Source organism: Bifidobacterium sp. SO4 (genome assembly GCF_018555355.1).
Classification (GTDB): domain Bacteria; phylum Actinomycetota; class Actinomycetes; order Actinomycetales; family Bifidobacteriaceae; genus Bifidobacterium; species Bifidobacterium miconisargentati.
Genome location: NZ_JAFEJP010000004.1, coordinates 127,075 through 147,031 on the forward strand (window position 1 = coordinate 127,075; position 19,957 = coordinate 147,031).

17 protein-coding genes are annotated in these 19,957 nt (G+C 57.7%); 8 read left to right on the plus strand and 9 right to left on the minus strand.

Annotated elements, in window-relative coordinates; translation table 11 throughout:
* Positions 1 to 42: 42 nt before the first annotated feature.
* On the minus strand, positions 43 to 684 hold the full coding sequence (locus JS536_RS04615) for a restriction endonuclease subunit S (RefSeq protein ID WP_214355956.1): 642 nt from the start codon (positions 682 to 684) through the stop codon (positions 43 to 45).
* Between the two features lie 143 nt (positions 685 to 827).
* On the opposite strand from JS536_RS04615, the gene xerA reads away from it, so the two are divergent.
* From xerA to JS536_RS04640, 5 genes are all read left to right on the plus strand, one after another.
* Positions 828 to 1,802: a site-specific tyrosine recombinase/integron integrase gene (xerA, locus tag JS536_RS04620; RefSeq protein ID WP_214355957.1), complete on the plus strand. Its 975-nt coding sequence runs from the start codon at positions 828 to 830 to the stop codon at positions 1,800 to 1,802.
* A 67-nt stretch (positions 1,803 to 1,869) separates the two neighbouring features.
* A complete protein-coding gene (locus JS536_RS04625; protein WP_214355958.1) occupies positions 1,870 to 2,169 on the plus strand; it encodes a hypothetical protein in 300 nt (99 codons plus the stop codon).
* A complete protein-coding gene (locus JS536_RS04630; RefSeq protein WP_214355959.1) occupies positions 2,162 to 2,395 on the plus strand; it encodes a hypothetical protein in 234 nt (77 codons plus the stop codon). Before JS536_RS04625 ends, JS536_RS04630 begins: the two co-directional genes overlap by 8 nt.
* Positions 2,388 to 2,669 carry a DUF4160 domain-containing protein gene (locus tag JS536_RS04635; RefSeq protein ID WP_214355960.1) on the plus strand — a complete coding sequence of 94 codons (282 nt, stop codon included), beginning with the start codon at positions 2,388 to 2,390 and terminating at the stop codon, positions 2,667 to 2,669. The genes JS536_RS04630 and JS536_RS04635 overlap by 8 nt, the downstream gene beginning before the upstream one ends.
* Positions 2,670 to 2,703: 34 nt before the next feature.
* Entirely contained in the window at positions 2,704 to 3,192 is a 489-nt protein-coding gene (locus JS536_RS04640; protein WP_214355961.1) for a restriction endonuclease subunit S, read from the plus strand.
* Here the strand turns inward: JS536_RS04640 and JS536_RS04645 are convergent.
* Genes JS536_RS04645 through JS536_RS04655 form a run of 3 tightly spaced genes read right to left on the minus strand, consistent with a single transcriptional unit; the run spans position 3,131 to position 8,915 of the window.
* Entirely contained in the window at positions 3,131 to 4,315 is a 1,185-nt protein-coding gene (locus tag JS536_RS04645) for a restriction endonuclease subunit S (RefSeq protein ID WP_214355962.1), read from the minus strand. The genes JS536_RS04640 and JS536_RS04645 overlap by 62 nt on opposite strands.
* Positions 4,305 to 5,810, minus strand: a complete 1,506-nt coding sequence (locus JS536_RS04650) for a class I SAM-dependent DNA methyltransferase (protein ID WP_214355963.1) — start codon at positions 5,808 to 5,810, stop codon at positions 4,305 to 4,307. Before JS536_RS04650 ends, JS536_RS04645 begins: the two co-directional genes overlap by 11 nt.
* A 3-nt stretch (positions 5,811 to 5,813) precedes the next feature.
* Positions 5,814 to 8,915: a type I restriction endonuclease subunit R gene (locus tag JS536_RS04655; RefSeq protein WP_214355964.1), complete on the minus strand. Its 3,102-nt coding sequence runs from the start codon at positions 8,913 to 8,915 to the stop codon at positions 5,814 to 5,816.
* Positions 8,916 to 9,097: 182 nt separating this feature from the next.
* On the opposite strand from JS536_RS04655, the gene JS536_RS04660 reads away from it, so the two are divergent.
* Together JS536_RS04660 and JS536_RS04665 are read left to right on the plus strand one after the other, a co-directional pair.
* Positions 9,098 to 10,486 (plus strand): histidine kinase, encoded by a 1,389-nt coding sequence (locus JS536_RS04660; RefSeq protein ID WP_214355965.1) that lies wholly within the window; start codon positions 9,098 to 9,100, stop codon positions 10,484 to 10,486.
* On the plus strand, positions 10,483 to 11,265 hold the full coding sequence (locus JS536_RS04665; RefSeq protein ID WP_214355966.1) for a response regulator transcription factor: 783 nt from the start codon (positions 10,483 to 10,485) through the stop codon (positions 11,263 to 11,265). Before JS536_RS04660 ends, JS536_RS04665 begins: the two co-directional genes overlap by 4 nt.
* 94 nt (positions 11,266 to 11,359) lie before the next feature.
* Here the strand turns inward: JS536_RS04665 and JS536_RS04670 are convergent, their stop codons facing one another.
* The 4 genes from JS536_RS04670 to JS536_RS04685 all read right to left on the minus strand — a co-directional run bounded on the left by JS536_RS04670 (position 11,360) and on the right by JS536_RS04685 (position 15,799).
* The gene (locus tag JS536_RS04670) at positions 11,360 to 11,983 is read right to left on the minus strand and encodes a DUF47 family protein (RefSeq protein ID WP_109056650.1); all 624 of its coding nucleotides are present in this window, start codon (positions 11,981 to 11,983) and stop codon (positions 11,360 to 11,362) included.
* A gap of 14 nt (positions 11,984 to 11,997) precedes the next feature.
* Positions 11,998 to 13,050, minus strand: a complete 1,053-nt coding sequence (locus tag JS536_RS04675; RefSeq protein ID WP_214304889.1) for an inorganic phosphate transporter — start codon at positions 13,048 to 13,050, stop codon at positions 11,998 to 12,000.
* Positions 13,051 to 13,190: 140 nt separating this feature from the next.
* Positions 13,191 to 13,400 carry a YbdD/YjiX family protein gene (locus tag JS536_RS04680; RefSeq protein ID WP_214355967.1) on the minus strand — a complete coding sequence of 70 codons (210 nt, stop codon included), beginning with the start codon at positions 13,398 to 13,400 and terminating at the stop codon, positions 13,191 to 13,193.
* Entirely contained in the window at positions 13,400 to 15,799 is a 2,400-nt protein-coding gene (locus tag JS536_RS04685; RefSeq protein ID WP_214355968.1) for a carbon starvation CstA family protein, read from the minus strand. Before JS536_RS04685 ends, JS536_RS04680 begins: the two co-directional genes overlap by 1 nt.
* A gap of 314 nt (positions 15,800 to 16,113) precedes the next feature.
* Between JS536_RS04685 and JS536_RS04690 the strand changes: the two genes are divergently transcribed.
* Complete coding sequence (locus tag JS536_RS04690; RefSeq protein ID WP_214355969.1) at positions 16,114 to 17,409, plus strand: alpha-amylase family protein; 1,296 nt, start codon at positions 16,114 to 16,116, stop codon at positions 17,407 to 17,409.
* A gap of 215 nt (positions 17,410 to 17,624) precedes the next feature.
* Here JS536_RS04690 and JS536_RS04695 read toward each other — a convergent pair whose 3' ends face one another.
* A complete protein-coding gene (locus tag JS536_RS04695) occupies positions 17,625 to 19,679 on the minus strand; it encodes a DEAD/DEAH box helicase (protein WP_214356014.1) in 2,055 nt (684 codons plus the stop codon).
* Positions 19,680 to 19,957: the final 278 nt, after the last annotated feature.

Below are 19,957 nucleotides of genomic sequence, written 5' to 3' on the forward strand. Positions count from 1 at the left end.
CCGTACGCTCCCGGCGATGACATTTGTCACGATGTTGACTTGCTAAGCAGGCAAACGGCCATTTGTTGGAGCAGTTTGGATTGGCAGCGTAGGTAGCTCAACCTTCGATACATCAATCTCACCTGATATGAGCTTGGGCAGCAATGTATCGCGAAGTTGTGAGAGCTCCATGATCTGTTCGGAATTTGCTCGCACAACATTCAGTATCCTAGACAGTTCTTGCCCTATTTCTTGTATGAGCGCATCAGAGGGAATGCGAATCGGACAATTCAGAGCATCTATTACTGATACTCTTTGTCTGCCACTGCTGCCGGTCATGTGCTGAATTAGGTAATCAACAAAGGCTTCGTTCTTCGCAAGAAAATACATTATCTCATTGGGGATTCCTGGCTTGCCGGTTAAAACAATGTATTCGGTCGATCCAAAAGCGACTTCATTCTCATCGAGGAAATTAACATATGCGGCTTTGCCGTTTTCGAGACATGGTGTAATACGAGCTATGAGCGTATCTCCATTCGTAAAACGCATTCCTCCGTTATATGACCGTTTATTCCATCCACTAGGATATGATCCAGTAGTCGATAAGCTTCCCATATCAACATATTTTGCAAATGCGTTTTTGCTGAGTTTTCGACGAGGATTTCCTTCAGCGATATCACCAAGAACGCCAATCTTGCCATCCATGGATTCACAAAGTCCAAGCTTTACATCAAATAGGCTTTGCCCAATCTCCAACAAATGGCCGTTTGTCTGTCAGCATCGTTGTTTTCCGCGATTCACATTATGCCTATATGTATTCATACATGCATCGAGGCGAAAGGCTCCACATGATAGGAAGCAACACCATCGAGTCAATCTTGAAATCCATGCAGAACACGTTGGATGCGCGACAGCTCAGACAGCTCAAAGCCGTGCTGTCAGCCAATCTCAGCACAGATAATCTTGCTGGCAATGACAACGAAGCAATGGAACTGCTGAACTCCTTCCTTACCGCCAAGGAACTTGAAGGATGCAGCGAACGCACATTGAAATACTATGATTCGACACTTACTCACTACATCAGAAAAACCACTACTCCCCTAACTCAAGTGGATACCGACCAACTTCGAACCTATCTCGCCGAATACCAGACGACACATGCTGTGGGGAAGGTCACGGTAGACAACATCCGCCGTATTCTTGCCACTTTCTTCTCATGGTTAGAGGATGAGGACTATATCGTCAAAAGCCCAGCGCGCAAGATACGCCGTGTGAAAGCTCCGATTAGAGTCAAAGAAACCATTTCGGATGAGGATATGGAGCGTCTACGCGACGGCTGCGAAACGCCACGAGATCTCGCGATGATCGACTTGCTCTCCTCCACCGGCATGCGAGTCGGCGAATTAGTGAAGCTTAACCGTGACAGCGTCAACCTCAACGAGCGTGAATGCACCGTGCAGGGCAAAGGCAATAAGGAACGAAAAACCTACTTCGACGCCAGAGCCAAACTTCATCTTGAAGAATATCTGCGAGGCCGCGATGACGCCAACCCCGCCCTGTTCGTCAGTCTCAGCGGCAGCCACGAACGCATCGCCATCTGTTCCGTGGAAAGCAGGCTCCGTGCTCTCGGTAGAAAGCTGCAACTCCCCCGCATACACCCACACAAGTTCCGTCGTACTATGGCCACCAATGCCATCAATCGAGGTATGCCAGTGGAACAGGTTCAGAAACTGCTTGGACATGTCAAGATTGACACCACCATGCAATACGCATTAGTCAGCCAAAACAACGTAAAAGCGTCACATCGAAAGTATCTGGGGTAATCAACGTTATCCCCCTATAATCGGAACCAGTACAAATCAACCCGGTAAAGCCGAGAGGAGACGCACTGTGGCTACATCGCTCACCCGTTCAGAGCAGGCAAATACTGCATATCTCAGTGCAGAGAACGGCTTCACCGTGTTTGAATACGGCAAGGCTCGTATTCGGTTCCGCGCTCCTTACTCGTTGGAACGGTATACCAATGTCAAGCAATGGGATAACGGATACCTCGTCGTGGATGCAAAATACAAGCACAACACCGCGCCAGAAGAGGAATACATCGATCTGAGACCAGTACTTACAGATCTGTACATCGATGCCAACCATTTCCTGCGGCCAATCAAGAAAGTCGAGATAGCTCATGCCTGATATTGCTTCGATTGCCAGCAGTGCGGGAATGATTGTGAACGGTTATGCGTTTACTGACACCGACAACGGGCATATTAAAGTGCTGAATCTCAACGCTCCCGGCTCTGCCCTAGTGCTAGACCGTGAAGGCAATGTACTGGAGACCAGTATGGACGACATAGAGGTCGGTATCGTTCAGGAGTATTACCGAAACAACAAGGAGTTTCTGGAGGCGGACCATGCCTAAGTACTTCCAATTCATGGTCGCCGGGTATTACCTGTATTTCACATCATTCTGTGTCATCGAATGCATGCACGTACACGCCAGCGACACCAAACTCACCGAATCAGGCTCCGCGAAATTCTTCGTTAAATCCAACGGAGACACCACGCTTGAGCGACAAGGCAGACTAACCGCAAAGGAAGTCTCTATAATTCAGAAATTTATCAAGAAGAACTACCGGGAAATGTACCTCAGGTGGAAGGAATACAGTACCGAAGACTTCTACGGACAGGCTTGATTACAACACACAAATAACGATAGGTATGCAATCAATGACATGGCAAAGCATGGCGCTTGGCGAGGCAATCACACTCAAGCGTGGATACGATCTGCCTTCAAAGAAACGAGTCAACGGTAAGGTTCCTGTTTATTCGTCTTCAGGACGTTCTGGAGTTCACAATGAGGCCGCAGTACACGGGCCAGGAGTAATCACCGGACGATACGGCACCATCGGTGAGGTTTTCTATGCGACAGATAACTATTGGCCGCTAAATACTACTCTATACGTCTCTGATTTCAAAGGGAATTATCCTCATTTTATCTACTACCTACTGAAAACCATCAACTGGAACAACTACACAACAGCAAGCGCGGTTCCAGGCATCAACCGAAACCATGTTCACCATTGTGTAGTCACCATTCCTGATCTCACGACGCAGCACAAGATCGCCTACGTTCTTGGAACATACGATCAACAGATCAACTGTCTAACTCAGGCAAACGGCCATTTGCGCTCGTCGGAGTTTGTGCTGGCGGCATAGGCAGCTCGACCTTTGACACGTCAATTTCACCTGACATAAGTTTGGGTAACAGCGCATCACGAAGCTGTGCCAGAGCATCAATCTCATTAAAATTTCTACGAAGAGATTTAAAGAAAACCTCAGTTATGGAATCGAAGTTATTTAAAGCAGATTCCGGAGGAATAAAAACCGGAATAGCATTCAGAATTCTTGTAGTCATACTGGGAACAGCGGATCCAGCATTCATCGCTGCAAGATTTTGTTCCAGCAGATATTCATAAGCATATTTAGCAGCGCCAATCATTCTGGGAACCGTGTAAAACATGGTGTCGACCGTCCAGAAGGACTCGTTAACATACATAACATGATCAAGGCTTCCTTTACGTGGCACAAGAACAGATTCTCCCTGATAAAGGGACCGGTCAACATGTCGCATTAAACCACCTGATCCGTAAACAGGGATTGTGCCGTTAGCGAGTTTCTTATGATCTTTGCCATAACGGACTTCAAGTAATTCAGAAATAGTGCCTTCATGCCCGTTATTTCCAACTTGTACCTCATTCGCAAAGTTGCGGTAAATAGCATGAATGCACTCCGACAAATGGCCGTTTACCTGATTAAGAAATACTATCTGCCTGTCAATGGAATTAAGGATATGAACTATTTTCAACTGGTCAACAATTGAATTGGGATACGAAATGATGATCTCATCTTGCAAACGTTGCTTATTCATCTCGGTTTGACCAGTAGACCCCTCCGCCAACTGCTCGATTTTCGACTGTTGACACTTGAGTGCATATCCTAAATACATAGGATCAATTTTTTTCGCTCTTACCACAATGACATGGCCATCAATCGTTGCTCGTATGTCATCCCGTATTTGAGCAACCCTTCCAGCGCTACCAACACCTGTCGCATTAATCAAAATGTCATGCTTACGCAGCATTTTCCGAATCGGAATCGGCTTGGAAAATCCATTATGGAATCGGATAGGAGACAAATCTATCTCATAATTTCTAACACATCGCTGGCCAATAACCGGAACTGCATATTCGTGACCTTCATCGATGTATATTGGTACAACTCCTTTAAAAAGATCCGAAACGAACTCACGTAACGGTTCTTGATTCCATTTACATCCCATACCCAATCGCCTCCAGATTCTTCTTGATTTCGGCTTGTAGTCGGTTGGATTCCTCGAAGCATTTGGCGAGTTCTCCGGTCAGACGCTTCATCTTCTCATCGAATGGCTCATCGTCCTCTTTTTGCTCAGCAATGCCGACATAGCGGCCGGGAGTAAGAATGTAATCCTGCTTGGCAATGTCTTCGATAGACACTGCGGCGGAGAAGCCTTTCTCCTCTTCCAGCGTCCCATCACGGAACGTATCAAACGTGGACGCGATCTTCTGAATATCCTCATCAGTGAGCGTACGCTGTGAGCGACTAATCATCGTGCCCATGTTGCGAGCATCTACGAACAGCGTCTTGGAATCAGCAGGACGCCCTTTGCGCAGGAACCATAGGCACACTGGAATCTGCGTGGAGAAGAACAGCTGCGTTGGCATCGCGACAATACCCTCCACCAGTCCGGCGTTGACGATGTTCTTGCGAATCTCTCCTTCATTGTTCGTCTGCGACGATAGCGAGCCATTGGCGAGCACTAAGCCGATACGGCCAGACTGCGACAGGTGGTGAATCATGTGCTGCATCCATGCGAAGTTCGCATTGCCCTCGGGCGGCACGCCGTATTCCCATCGTGGATCGTCCTTGAGCTTATCGCCACCCCAATTGGATAGATTGAATGGCGGGTTCGCGAGAATGTAGTCAAACCGTTCAGTGCGATGCAAATCGTTGAAGAACGTGTCATCGTTTTTCGGGCCAAGATCGGCATCGATACCGCGAATGGCGAGGTTCATCGTGGCCATCTTCCACGTTGTCGGGTTCGACTCCTGACCATAGACGGAGATGTTATTAATGTTGCCCTGATGGTTGCGCACGAACTCGGCCGACTGTACAAACATGCCGCCGGAACCGCACGCCGGGTCATAAACGCGCCCTTTGAATGGTTCAATCACATTGACCAGTGTCTTCACCACGCACTTCGGCGTGTAGAATTCACCGGCATTCTTACCCTCCTGCGATGCAAACTGCGACAGGCAGTATTCATACGTGCGGCCGAGAAGATCATGGGTGTCTCCGTTCTCAGCCATCTTCACGTTGGTGAACAGGTCGACCACTTCCCCGAGCCGGCGCTTGTCCAGTTCAGGACGTGCGAAGTTCTTGGGCAGCACGCCCTTGAGTTTCTTGTTCTCCTGCTCGATGAGCCTCATTGATTCATCGATGACCTTACCGACTTCAGGAGTGTGTGCAGCCGCGGCCACGACTTCCCAACGGGCTTCTTTCGGCACCCAGAAGATGTTCTCGGACGTGTACTCGTCACGGTCTTCCTCGAATCCTTCGCCTTCGGCCACCAATTCGGCATGTTTGGCCTCGAAGTTATCCGAGATGTACTTGAGAAAAATCAAACCGAGTACAACATTTTTGTATTCCGAAGCATCGATGTTGCCACGCAGTTTACAAGCCGCGTCCCAAATCTGCTCCTCAAAGCCCAGGGCTTTGGTGCTTGTCTTTTTCGCCATGAATCAGTTTCCCTCTCCGTAGTCAACCCACAACTCGCACTGCTGCATCACCGTCTCGATGGCCTCCGGCACCTCATCCGGCGGGTACTTATGCTTCTTCAGCAATCGTTTGATTGACTTACGCATGCGAGCGCGGGCATCGTCTTTCTTCTGCCAGTCTATCGTGCGGTTCCTGCGCAACGTGTCAGTCAGCTCTCGGGTGATAGCAACCAGCTCATCGTTCTCGTAGAAATCCTTGATAGCTTGTGGCTTAGTCAGTGCATCATAAAAGGCAAGCTCTTCATCATCCAGACCAAGCGTCTTACCTTCCTGCCGCGCGGCCATGATCTCCTTGGCCATATCCAACAGCTGCTGTATGACCTCGGCGTTGGTGAGCATGCCGTTGAGATATGCATTAACCGATTGCTGCAGCATCTCAGAGAACTTGCCAGCCATGACCACGCTCTTCTTGCGATATGCCTTGACCTGATCGTCAATCAGCTTGCGCAACAATTCCATCGCGAGATTCTTCTGCTTCATCTGTGCGACTTCGGCAAGGAAGGATTCATCAAACAGCGAGACCTCAACTGTCCGGTCTTCGAACAGATCGATAACGCCTTCGTTATGTACGCCTTGCTCCATGATAGCGGCGATTTGCTTGTTGATCTCCTTCAAAGACATGCGCGGATTGCCGGGACTAACGTTCAGCACTTTGAGCATCTGCGTGCGCAACACATCGATGTACGCTTCTTCGATCTTCAATTCATCAGCGACCATGCTGCGGCACAAGCCGAATGCTTGGGCCATCTCCTTGGCGCACTTGATAAAGTCCTTACGATCTTTCTCCCGCTCGGGATCCAGTAAGTAGTCCGCACCGTCCGCGATGGCTTCGGCCATCTGTTCGGCAGAATTGGTATGGATTCGGTTCTGATAATCCAAACCATGCAGAAAGTCTCGGCACGCACTCAGCTTGTCAAGGAACAACGGGTATGCAGTGTCGGCCACGTTCATGTCGCCATACCGTTCACGATCACGCTTAGTGTAGTCGTGCATCGCGCGTTTCAGGGCGCCAGCGATGCCAATGTAATCAACGATCAGGCCGCCTTCCTTGCCCTTGTACACACGATTCACTCGTGCCACAGCCTGCATGAGGTTGTGTCCTTTCATAGGCTTGTAGACGTACATCGTGGACAGCGAAGGTACATCGAAGCCAGTCAGCCACATATCCACTACGATGGCGATTTTGAACGGACTGTCATCATCCTTGAACTCTTTAGCGAGCTCATCTTTATGGGCTTTATTGCCGATGACCTTATGCCATTCCTCCGGGTCCTGATTGGAAGACGTCATGACCACATGCACTTTGTCTTTCCATTGCGGGCGCAGTTCAAGGAACTTCTTGTACATACGCATAGCAATGGGCCGTGAATAGGCAACGACCAACGCCTTACCCGTCAGCTCGTCCGCACGATTCTCCTCATAGTGATTCACGATGTCACGGCATAGGGAATCGATGGTCTCAGGAGCACCCAACACACTGTCCATCGTCGCCAAGTCACGTTTACTGCGATCAATAGCCATCTCATCGGCATCATCCGAGATGTTCTCGTACTGCTTATCCAATTCGCGGAGTATGTTTTCATCCAGCTTGAGCGAAACCACACGACTCTCATAGAACACCGGACGAGTGGCACCGTCCTCGACCGATTGGGTCATGTCGTACACGTCCACGTAATCACCGAATATCTCGCGGGTGGATTTATCCTGAGTCTCAATCGGAGTGCCGGTGAATCCTATATAGGAAGCGTTCGGGAGCGCTTGCCTGACTTTCAACGCATCACCCACTGAATGAGTACCATCCGCATGGAGTTTTATTTCCAGTCCGTACTGACTGCGGTGCGCTTCGTCGGCCATGACCACGATGTTGCGGCGTTCTGATAGCGGTTCATCGGATTCACTGAACTTCTGCATCGTCGTGAATACGATGCCGTTCGCCTGCCGATTGTTCAGGAGTTCGACAAGATTGTCACGGCTGACCGCCTGCTGTGGTTGCTGGCGCAGGAAATCTGCGCACTTGGCGAATTGTCCATATAGCTGCCCATCCAAATCGGTACGGTCAGTGGTCACCACAATCGTCGGGCTGTTCACCTGTTCAGCCAGCAAATGTGCGTAGAACACCATCGACAATGATTTGCCGGAACCCTGTGTATGCCAGAACACGCCGGCTTTGCCATCGCTGTTCATGGCGCGCAAGGTGCTCTCCACAGCCTTATGAACGCCGAAGTACTGATGGTACGCCGCTAGAATCTTTGCGGTTCCGTCCTCCGACTTGGAGAAGCAGATGAAGTTGCGAAGAATGTCAAGCAGCCGGTCTTTGGGGAACATGCCATCGAGCAGCGTGGTCCATCGGATAACGATCTTGTTGGCAATCTTCGAGTAATCGCCGTCAGCAGTCTTCCACTGCATGAAGCGATCCTCGCTGGCCGTGATGGTTCCGACACGGGTATCGCTCATATCCGTCATCACGCAGAATGCGTTATAAGCGAACAGTGACGGAATCACTTTCATATAGTTACGCAACTGCAGGTATGCATCCGATGCGTCGACATTCTCGCGCGACGGTGATTTCAGTTCAAACACCACCAATGGCATGCCATTTACGAACACGATTACGTCGGGCCGTTTCTCCTCATACTCAACGTACGTCCATTGGTTTACCACGTTGAATACGTTTCGATCAGGATGCTCGAAATCAATGATCCGCACATGATCGGGAGTCATCTTTTCTCCGTCGAAAAACGATACTTCTACACCTGATTGCAGGTATTCCATGAACTGAATATTGCGTGTCAGCAGATCGACACCTTCGATATCCGACACCTTTCGGACGGCTTCCGCAAGGGCAGCCGGATGGATTCCCGGATTGATCCGGCGTAGGCAGTCCTCCAACACGCCAGGCAGCAAAACATCACGATATGACTCATCCGTGCGCTTCACTTCCGGCCCGTACAGCCATTCGTAGCCCAGAGATTGCAGACGTTGAATGACTGCATGCTCGAACATTGCCTCGTCAAATACGGAAAACTTCTTGTCGCTTTCCGGCTCGGACAAATGATCGTTCGCCATCAGAGTCTCCTTTGTCTCTTTGCACATTGAATAGCCGTTGGGAATACCAATCATGGTACTATCCCGCTCAATAACATGTCAGGTTAGGCGCACGCCTTGGGAAAGCATCCCAGTCCGCAGCCTCTTCCCGACTTTAACGAGTAGGCTTATTCGTAGGGAAGGATTTGTGCCTCGGAGGTCTTATGCGAACGATGGCGGAGAAGGGGTTGCTGCTGGCGCTCGGCGTGGCGCTGTTGGCGATGCCGTATGCCATCGGCAGCGAGGGCGCGCAGGATATCTCCGTGATGGGGTATGCGGGGATGATCGCCGGGCTGCTGGTCGCGGCGTCCGCGACGGGGCTTGCCGAATGGCTGGCGCGTGGGCCCTGGGCTTGGCTGCCGACGTGCGCATATGAGACGGCCGCCGCGGCGTTGCCTTCATGGACCGTGTTCCTGCCCGTCATCGCCTATGATGCGGCTCGCCTGACATCCTGCGTTCCACCTGTTTCGGCGCGAACCGCATCACCCACGACCGCATCCGGCACAATGCCGACCAGTACGACGAATACGTTCGCATCACGCTGGCGGGATGCGCTCCCCTATGTCACGTTGGCCTCTCGATGGTTGTGGCTGCTTCCGCTGGCGGTATCGACATGCCATATCCTCGTCACCGAAGACAGCTCCCAACCATCCTTCGCAAAAGACGCGATATCGTTCATGCTCACTGTGGGAGCCACTGTGCTGGGCTTCGCACTGGGTGCGAGGACCACGCATGAGGACGCATTGCGGCGGCAGTTGCGCGCCTTGCAGGATCGGTCTCGGCAATCGGCCCGCGCCAATCGCCTGCGGCTCGCGGACGTGGACGAGGAGCGGGCGCAGTCGGTGCGCATGGCCACGCTGGGCGAGCGTACACGCATCGCACGCGAGATTCATGACAACGTGGGCCATCTGCTGACCCGCGCCATCATGCAGGCGCAGGCCGGCCGCGCCGTGGCCGATGCGACCGGCGATACCGTGGCCGCCCAGAGCTTCGGCGCGCTTGGCGAGACATTGAATGACGCGATGACGATGGTGCGCCGGTCCGTGCACGATCTGGAGGATGACGGCACTGATTTCGCCGCACAGATCGAGGCGGCGGTTCACTCGTTCGACGGGGTCTCCCCCGGGTTCTCGATCCGGCTTGAGAACGATGTCACCTCAGCCCCGGCACCCGTATCCCGCTGTTTCGCCACGGTGATCAGGGAGGCCTTGTCGAATGTGGTGCATCACAGCCAGGCTCGTACCGCACAGGTCACGTTGCGTGATTTCCCCGCGTTCTGGCAACTGGTCGTGCAGGATGCGGGCCCGGCGAAACCAACGGTTGACGGAACGCCTCGTACCGGTTCCGCCAGCCGGCCTGGCGACAGGCTATCGGCCAATGAATTGTCTCGCGGCATGGGATTGGCGGACATCGAATCGCGTGTGCGGGCCATAGGCGGCACGGCGTTGTGCGGACCGTACGATGGCGGCTGGCGGGTGTTCGTTTCGGTACCGAAGCGGCCGTGGAACCACGTAAAAGCGTCGAATGATGGGAAAGCGAAAGGTACTGTATGAGAATCGCAATCGTGGATGACGATCCGATCGTCTGCCAGTCGTTGCAGACCATTCTGACGGCCACCGGCGCGGCGGACGTGCTGTGGACCGCGAACGACGGCACGACCGCCACGGCACGGTATTTCGAGACCCCGGCCAATCACCCGGACATCCTGCTCATCGACATCCAGATGCCCGGCAAAAGCGGTCTTGACGCGGCCGGAGAGATCCTGAGGAAGGACCCCGCCGCGCGCATCCTGTTCCTGACCACGTTCGCGGACCGGTCGTACATCGCGCAGGCCATGGCCCTCGGCGCCAAGGGGTATCTCATCAAGCAGGATGTGGCTGCTGTGGCGCCGGCCCTGCAGGCGGTGATGGCCGGTCAGGTGGTGCTGGGCGCCGAGGTGCTCGGCAAACTCACCGGTTCAGCGGCGGACAATGGTAACCAGTGCGCAACCGGAAGCGGCGATATCGCGCACGGAGCGGGTCGGGCCTCCGGACGGACCGGCATCGACGGTATGACGGCATCGGATGGAGGCGTCGGCACGGCATCGTCCAATGCGGCTCAACCGGAATCCCCCGCCGCACTGGCCGCGGACCGACGCGCGCTGGATACGATGGACGAGCGCAATCGTGACATCGCGGCGCTGGTGGCGCAGGGATTCGACAATCGGGACATCGCGGCGAAGCTGTTCCTGAGCGAAGGCACCGTGCGCAACCGCATCAGCGCCATGCTGGACAAGTTGGGACTCACCAACCGCACCCAGCTCACCATCCTTTGGATCAACTCGCACCGGTGAGACGGAACAACAATCGATGTCTTATTGCTCGGGAACTACCCCTCAGTCGGCTCCGCCGACAGCTCCTCTGACAAGGGGAGCCAAGAAAATGACATCAGCTGTTCTTCATGACGATGCCGTCGACCACATTGGCCACGGCCTCGCAGTTGTCCGCGCACTGTTCGAGGTGGCGGAACACGTCGTGCCAGGCGAACACCTGCAGCGGGTCGGTGCAGGTGGTGTGCAGCGTGCGCATGGCCTCGATGAACACGTGGTCGGCGTCGGTCTCGATGGTGTTGATGGCGAACACGCGCTCGCGCAGCGTCTTGGAGCGCTTGAACTGCGGCAGTTCGCCGACGAGCCCGGCGATCTGCTCGCAGCCGTGAACCACCATGTCCGTCAGCTGCAGGGCCTCGGGGCGCATGTCGGTCACGTTGTCGTAGTACATGCGGTCGAGCACGCCCTCGATGCTGTCGATCACGTCGTCGAGCACGTAGCTCAGCTGGCCGATGTCCTCGCGGTCGAACGGTGTGATGAAGGCGGTGACGAGCTCGTCCATCATCCTGTGGCGCACCTTGTCGGCGGCCTGTTCGATGCGGTGCATCTCCTCCATGCTGTCCTTGAGCTGTTCGGAGTCGTAGCCGTGCATGACCTCGGAGAGCAGATGCGCGGCCTGGCATGCGTATTCCGCGCTCTCACGGAACCCGTCGAAGTAGAAGGAATCGTTTTTTCTTGCCATTGCGGGGTTCCTTTCTAGAACACGAACATGAACAGTTTGGCCATGGCGAAGCTGATGAGGCCGCAGCCGGGGAACGTGAAGACCCAGGTGAGCATCATGTCGCGCACCACGCCGAAGTTGATGGCGGACAGCCGGCGGACCGCGCCCACGCCCATGATGGCGCTGGTCTTGGTGTGCGTGGTGGAGACGGGGATGCCGAGCACGGTCATGACGAGCAGGCACAGCGCACTGGAGAGATCCGCGGAGAAGCCTTGGTATTTCTCCAGTTTGACCATGTCCATGCCCACGGACTTGATGATCTTCTCGCCGCCCACGCTGGTGCCCACGCCCATGATGGTGCTGCACAGGATCATGAGCCATACGGGGATCACCACGCCGGCGACGCTCGACTGCCCGTTGCAGAACGCCATGCCGAGGAACAGCACGCCGATGAACTTCTGGCCGTCCTGCGCACCATGCATGAAGCTGTTGGCCGCGGCGCCCACGATCTGCGCGTAGGTGAAGAAGCCGTTGGTGCGGCGTCGGTCGAATCCGGCGCAGATCAGGGTGACGATCTTGCACACGAGCCAACCCATGCCGAAGCCGATGACGAGGCTCGCCACCAGGCCGTAGAGCACCTTGACCCATTCGCCCATGTTGACGCCGGCGATGCCGCCCTGGATGGCGATGGCCGCGCCGGTCAGGCCCGCGATGAGGCTGTGGCTTTCGGAGGTGGGGATGCCGAGCATGGAGGCGCCCACGCTGTAGACCACGATGGAGAAGAGCGCCGCGCACAGGGCGATGAGGGCCGCATGCGTGTCACCGCCGAAATCCACCATGGTGGAGATCGTGGAGGCCACCGAGGCGTTGAACTGGGTCATGAGGAAGACGCCCAGGAAGTTGAACACCGCCGCCATGATGACCGCGGAACGTACGCGCATGCAACGGGTGGTCACGCAGGTGGCGATGGCGTTGGGAGCATCCGTCCATCCGTTGACGAAGATGACGCCGAGCGTCAGCAACGTTGTCACGGCGAGCGCCGGGTTGGAGAACACCTGTTGGATGAAGTAGGCCAAGGATACGTCCACGGCTAGTCATCACCTTCTTCTTCGGGGGTGGCGGAAAGTCGTCACACCGATTGTAACCGATTGGTGACTACGTAGCGGTATTCGTGGCGTTGTGTGTGGCTTCGCTCATAAAAAAGCCCCTCACGAGGAGGGGCTCTGCGTCAGCAGCAACAGCTGGTGTTGGGGTGGAGCCGGTCGTAGGCTTCGCGGGCGCGGAGGTATTCGACCTCGCTCATCGGGGTTTCGCCGGGGTGTTCGGCGGCGAAGTGCTCAAGGTAATGGCCGTACCTCGCCTCGCCGCTGATCTCCCGCAGATACCAGACGATGCCGCGCCATGCGTGCGCGAGTCGTTCCGCGATATCCCCCGGCATCACGCGGCCGCCCGCTCGCTTTGGGCGAGTTCATGCAATTTGGCGCTGTATTCGCGCTGCACCTTCTTTTCCAGCGAGGTGGCGATCAGGCCGGAGGGAGCGAACCACTGGGATTCCACGAATGGCTCCTCGGAAGTGGTCTCGGCGCCGAATTTGCCGGCGGCGAACGTGCGGGCCACGCATACCACGCCCACGATCACGAAGATGCCCATCATGACCAGGAAGAACACGGAGAGCACGCCGTCGAGGTAGGCGTTGTTGAGCGCGGCCTGCGCGTTGGTCAGAGCCTCGCCGCTCAGTTCGCCGGACGCGATCTGCGCCTGGTACTTGGAGGCGACGGTGAAGTAGCTCAGCGGTCCGAAAATCTTCTGGAAGTCGGCGGTGAAGGTCACGGCGATGTCCCACACGAGCGGCAGCACCGGAATCCACAGGTACTTCCTGTATCCCAGCTTGGCCACGCATACGGTCACGAGCACGAAGCAGGCGGCGGCGAGCAGCTGGTTGGAGATGCCGAAGATCGGCACCATGGCGTTGATGCCGCCGTTCGCGTCGGACACGCCCATCCACAGCAGTCCGCCCCACAAGGCTGTGGCGATCAGCGTGGTGATGATGTTGCCGGGCTTCCACGTGGGGTCGGCGAACTTCCTCAGCTTGCGCACGTTGCCGAGCATTTCGCCGATCTGGTAGCGGGCCACGCGGGTGCCGTTGTCCACGGTGGTGAGGATGAACAGGGCCTCGAACATGATGGCGAAGTGGTACCAGAACGCCATCGAATCATGGCCGCCCAGGTAGGACTTGAGGAAGTTGGCCATGCCCATGGCGAATGTGGTGGCGCCGCCGGTGCGGGAGACGATGGTCTTCTCACCGATGTCCGAAGCGGCCTTTTCCAGCGCTTCGGCGCCTTCGTAGGTCTTGGCGTCGCCGTTTTCGTCCACGGAATCCCAGGTGACCTTCATCTGGTTGCCCTCGATGTCGCTCACGGTCATCGAATCGACGGCCTTGACGGCGGCCTCGGCCTGTTCGCTCGGCGTGGAGGTGGCGGTCACGCTCACGCCGGATGCGGCGGAGATCTGCGCGGCGGACATGTTGGTGGAGAAGTAGACGCCCTGCGAGATGGTGATCGCGGCGATCAGGGCGATGATGGCGGTGAACGATTCGACGAGCATCGAACCGTAGCCGATCATGCGGATCTGGTTCTCCTTCTCAACGGCCTTCGGGGTCAGGCCGGAGCTCACCGCGCCGTGGAAGCCGGAGAGGGCGCCGCAGGCGATGGTGATGAACAGGAACGGGAACAGGTTGCCGGAGAAGGTCGGGCCGGTGGATCCGGAGGCAAGTTCGGTCAGTCCCGGCACCTTGACGGACGGGTTGGCGATGATGATACCGACCACGAGCAGCACGAGCGTGCCGATCTTCATCAGAGTGGACAGGTAGTCGCGCGGGGTCACGAGCAGCCAGTGCGGCAGCGCGGCGGCGGCGAACGAGTAGATGACCAGGGCGATGACGAGCTGCTGGGCGGTCAGCGTGAACACCTCGGCCACGGCCGGGATGGAGGCGATCCAGCCGCCGGCCACGATGTCCAGTACGAGCAGCACGAAGCCGAGCAGCGTGGTCTCGATCACGCGGCCGGGGCGCAGGAAGCGCTGGTAGCAGCCCATGATGAGGGCGATCGGGATGGTCATGCCGATGGAGAACACGGCCCACGGGGAGGCGGCCATGGCCTTGATGGCCACGAGCGCCAGGAACGCCATGGCGATGGCGGTCATGACCACCAGGAACACGGACAGGATCATGCCGCCGAACTTGCCCATCTCGTCGGCGGCCATCTGGCCAAGCGAACGGCCGCGGCGCTTGGCGGAGATCCATAGGACGAGCATGTCCTGCACGGCGCCGGCGAAGATCACGCCGAGGATGATCCACAGGGTGGAGGGTAGGTAGCCCATCTGGGCGGCCAGGATCGGGCCGACGAGCGGGCCGGCGCCGGAGATACCGGCGAAGTGCTGGCCGAAGAGCACTCGGCGGTCGGTGCGTTCGAAGTTCGCGCCGTCATGCACGCGCTCGGCCGGGGTGGCGTTCGCGTCGTCGGTGCGCATGATCTTGATCTGGATGTAGTACGCATAGAAACGATAGGCGATGGCGTACGAGCTCAACGCCACCACCAGGAACCAGATGGCGGAGATCTGTTCGCCGCGCGAGACGGCCAGGATGGCCCAGCCGCAGGCGCATACGATGGCGACGGCGGCCCACAGCAGCGCCTTCTGCCAAGTCCACACCATCTTCGGGCGCACGCCCACGGGCAGGCCCTTCGAATTGCGGATCACGCGCGCGGCTTCCGCGGTCGTGTAGTCGTCCTTGAATTCCAACTTGCCCGGTGCCGGAACCTGGGCTGTCGCTTCGGTCATGATGACCCCTCGTATTTCTTCCCGTCATGCCGGATAGCAAACGGCATACGGGCTCTCTTCTTTGAAATTGCTCTTCTTTGCGGCCCTGTGCGGGGATTGCGTCGCTGCTTGTGGCATTGTTTGGCAACAGTAGCGGGGGTATAGACCCGTCTTATATTTCGTTCCAGAATGTGGTCTTTTCGCCGGTTTTCGTGCGTTTCCCATGAACCGACACCGCGGAACCACACCCCCGATATGCGCGTTCCCCCGAACTTTCGCGTCGTTTGTGAGAGAATGGACATAGTGTCAACATACCGGCAGCAGGAGGTGTTGCGATGGTCGTGAATACGGACAAGGGCCGCGATCTGCCCGATTGGGTGCGTTACGGCGTGTTCTGGCATGTGTATCCGCTGGGGTTCTGCGGTGCGGACATCCGCCCGTCGGGCCCGCGCGAATTCCACGGCCGCGGCTTGGATTCGATGGTCGACTGGCTGGGTTACGCGCGCGATCTGGGTGCGTCCGGTCTGCTTTTGGGACCGATCTTCGAGTCGCGCACGCACGGTTACGACACGCTCGACCATATGCGCGTGGACGTGCGGCTGGGCGGCGATGCGGCGTTCGACCGGCTCGCCGAATCCTGCAGGGACATGGGCCTTCAACTGATCCTGGATGGCGTGTTCAACCATGTGAGCCGTTCGCATCCGGCCGTGCAGGCGGCCCTGGACGAGGCGTCCGGCGCCCTCGACCCGCACGGCGATCCATGGCACGGACTGGTCAATGCCCATCTGGATAGCGACGGCAATCCCGCGCTGGACGTGTTCGAGGGGCATGGCGACCTGGTCGATCTCGACCACGACTCCCCCGAAACCGTGGAGTACGTGACCCGCGTGATGAACCATTGGCTCGACCGAGGTGCGGCCGGTTGGCGTCTGGACGCGGCGTACGCCGTGCCGCCCGCGTTCTGGGCCCGCGTGCTGCCGCAGGTCAAGGCTTCACATCCGTATTCGTGGATCTTCGGCGAGGTAATCCACGGCGATTACCCGCGCATCGTCGAGGAATCGACGATGGATTCGGTCACGCAGTACGAGTTGTGGAAGTCCGTCCAGCATGCGCTGGAGACGGAGAACTTCTTCGAGCTCGACTGGAACCTCAAGCGGCACAACGCCTTCTTGGATTCCTTCGTGCCGCAGACGTTCATCGGCAACCATGACGTCACGCGCATCGCCTCGCAGATCGGCGCGCCGAAGGCCGCGCTGGCGCTGGCAGTGCTGATGACGGTGGGCGGCGTGCCGAGCATCTACTACGGCGACGAGCAGGGGTACGTGGGCGTCAAACAGGCGCGGTTCGGCGGCGACGACGATGTGCGCCCGAAGTTCCCCGAATCCCCCGATCAGCTGTCTCGGCTCGGCGAGCCCGTCTACCGGATGCATCAGGCGCTCATCGCCCTGCGCCGGCGCAACCCGTGGCTGCTGGACGCACGCACCGAGGCCACCACGCTGGAAAACAAGCGGTTCACGTACCGTTCGGTGAGCGCGGACGGCCAGCACTCGCTGACCGTCTCGTTGAGCGTGGAGGGCTCCCCCACGTTCACCATCACCGGCCCCGACGGCACGGTGCTGTATCACTACTGACGCAGCCGTATGAGTGTCCGGCTCCCCTCAGCCGTCTTCGACGGCAGCTCCCCCTCATAGAGGGGAGCCAAAAGTAAGCTCCGGCACACCACAATTGGCGGGGCCCTTATTTCTCGGCTCCCCTTGTCAGGGGAGCTGTCGGCGAAGCCGACTGAGGGGTAGTCCCATCGGAGCCGCGCCAATCTTGGCGTACCAGAGCCAAAAGCTATGCCGTTCTACCTCCGACCGTTGCGGGTGCCACCCATGCGGAAGGGAGCGCGATGCGTCTTGCCGTGCTTGGAGTGACGGCGCTGCGGTCCTTCCGTATTGCCGTACTTGGCCATCATGCGGCGCTCGTGACGCTTCGCGGCCTCGCCGCGCTCGTCGACGATGATGCGGTTCTCGTCCTTGCGATGGATGCGCTTGCCACCGCCTTCGCCGTTGCGTCGCTTGCCCGGCCGTCCGGCCTCGCCGCGTTCGATGTCGCGATGGTTCTCGCCATGGCGCCGGCCGTCGCGCTGACGTTCGTCCTCGCTGCGATCCTTCCTGCGCTTGCCGGTCACGTCCGGCCGGCCCCCGCGACGCTCCTCGGGATGTTCGAACAGATAATCGCGGCGTTCAGCCTGCGGATCGCTCAGGTGCGCCCGACGTTCGGCGCGGTTCCTGTTCGGCTGAGTCTTGCGGGCGCCCCTATCGTCACGCTCATCGCGAGCGGAGTGCTCGTTATGGCCGTTACGGCGTGAGTCACGGTACTCGCCGTTCCTGTCGAAGTCGACGGACTCGCCTTCGACCTGCGCAAGATTCGCCTGGGCGGCACGCTCGGCACGTTCGGCCGCACGACGGCGCCTGCGCTCCTTCTTGCGGGCCTTGTCCTCCTGCTCGGCGCGGCGGGCACGCTCGGCCTGCTCGGCGGCATCGACCTTGTTCTTCTGCTTGCCCTTGCCTGCACCGGACTGGCTCTGCTTCGCTCCCCCGCCACGGCGCTGACCGCCCACAGGCTGCGACTTGTCCAGATTCCACCCGTACACGGCGGGCGCGGCCTCGCCCACGAGTTCGGTCACTTCGGGCGAATCGTGCGTCACGGCCATCGGCTTGACCTTGATGCCGGCGAATTTCAGCGTACGGCGTGCGTCGCGGCGCTGCTCGGGCAGCACCAGGGTCACCACGTCGCCGGTGCGGCCCGCGCGGGCGGTACGGCCGGAACGGTGCACGAACGACTTCGGGTCGTCCGGCGGCTCGACCTGCACCACGAGGTCCACGCCGGACACGTCGATGCCACGCGCGGCCACGTCGGTGGCCACCAGGACATGCACGTCGCCGGATTCGAAGGCAGCCAGGTTGCGGTCGCGCTGGTTCTGGTTGAGGTTGCCGTGCAGTTCGGCTGCGGGGATGCCGCTCTGCGTCAGGCTCTTGGCCAGCTTCTTGGCCTGGAACTTGGTGCGCGTGAACAGGATGCGCTGTTCGGTGCCGGAGGCGAGCGCACGCACGATCGCCGGCTTTTCGGCCCTCGTGACCTCGAACACATGGTGGGTCATGAGATCGGAGTCCGCGCTGGGCTCATCTACACTGTGCACCTTGGGATCGTGCAGGAAGAGGTTCACCACCTCGTCCACGCCGTGGTCGAGCGTGGCGGAGAACAGCATGTGCTGGGCGTCGGGGCGGATCTGCTCGAGCAGACGCTTGACGGGCGGCAGGAAGCCCATGTCCGCCATTTCGTCGGCCTCGTCGATCACCACGACCTCGACGTTGGAGAGCGTGAGCGCTTTCTGGTGCAGCAGGTCCTCCAGTCGGCCCGGGCAGGCCACCAGGATGTCCGCGCCGGCGTTGAGGTCGCGGATCTGGCGGGTGTATTTGACGCCGCCGTAGATGGTGGTGGTGGTCATGCCGTACATGCGGGCCAGCGGCAGGAGCACATCGTTGATCTGGTTGGCGAGCTCGCGCGTGGGGGCCAGCACCAGACCGCGCGGGTGCGGCAGGAAATCGTCGGACTGGCGTTCCTCGAGACGCGCCTGCTTGCGGCGCTTCATCTCGCGGCGGAACTCGCTCATGGCGATCTCACCGAGCGAATCATAGGAGCCAAGTCGCGCGACCAGCGGGATGGAGAAGGCGAGCGTTTTGCCGGAGCCGGTGCGGCCGCGGCCGAGCACGTCGCGGCCGGCGAGCGAATCGGGCAGGGTATCGGACTGGATGGGGAATGCGGTCTTCTTGCCGTCGGCGGCGAGCACGCGCACAAGCGGGCCGGGCACGCCAAGTTCGCCGAAGGTGGGGGCGGTGTCCTCGCCGCCGTTCATATCATCAGTATCCGCGTCCGAGTCGGCATACGTGCCGGTAATGGGCATCATCGGGCTGCGGGAATCATCAACATCGTTATGGGGCACAGTGGCCTTTCATGGTACAGGTACGCATAATGATCGCGTAAGAAATGCAAACCACCCGAGCCTAGCCCAAGCCCCCTACTTTGCGGGATTGCTGTGCGGGATTGCTGTGTGGGATCACGCCCCAAAAACACAGGCTCCGTTAAACCAAGATTGATATGAATCCATGTCTGACTACACTTCAGTCGGCTCTG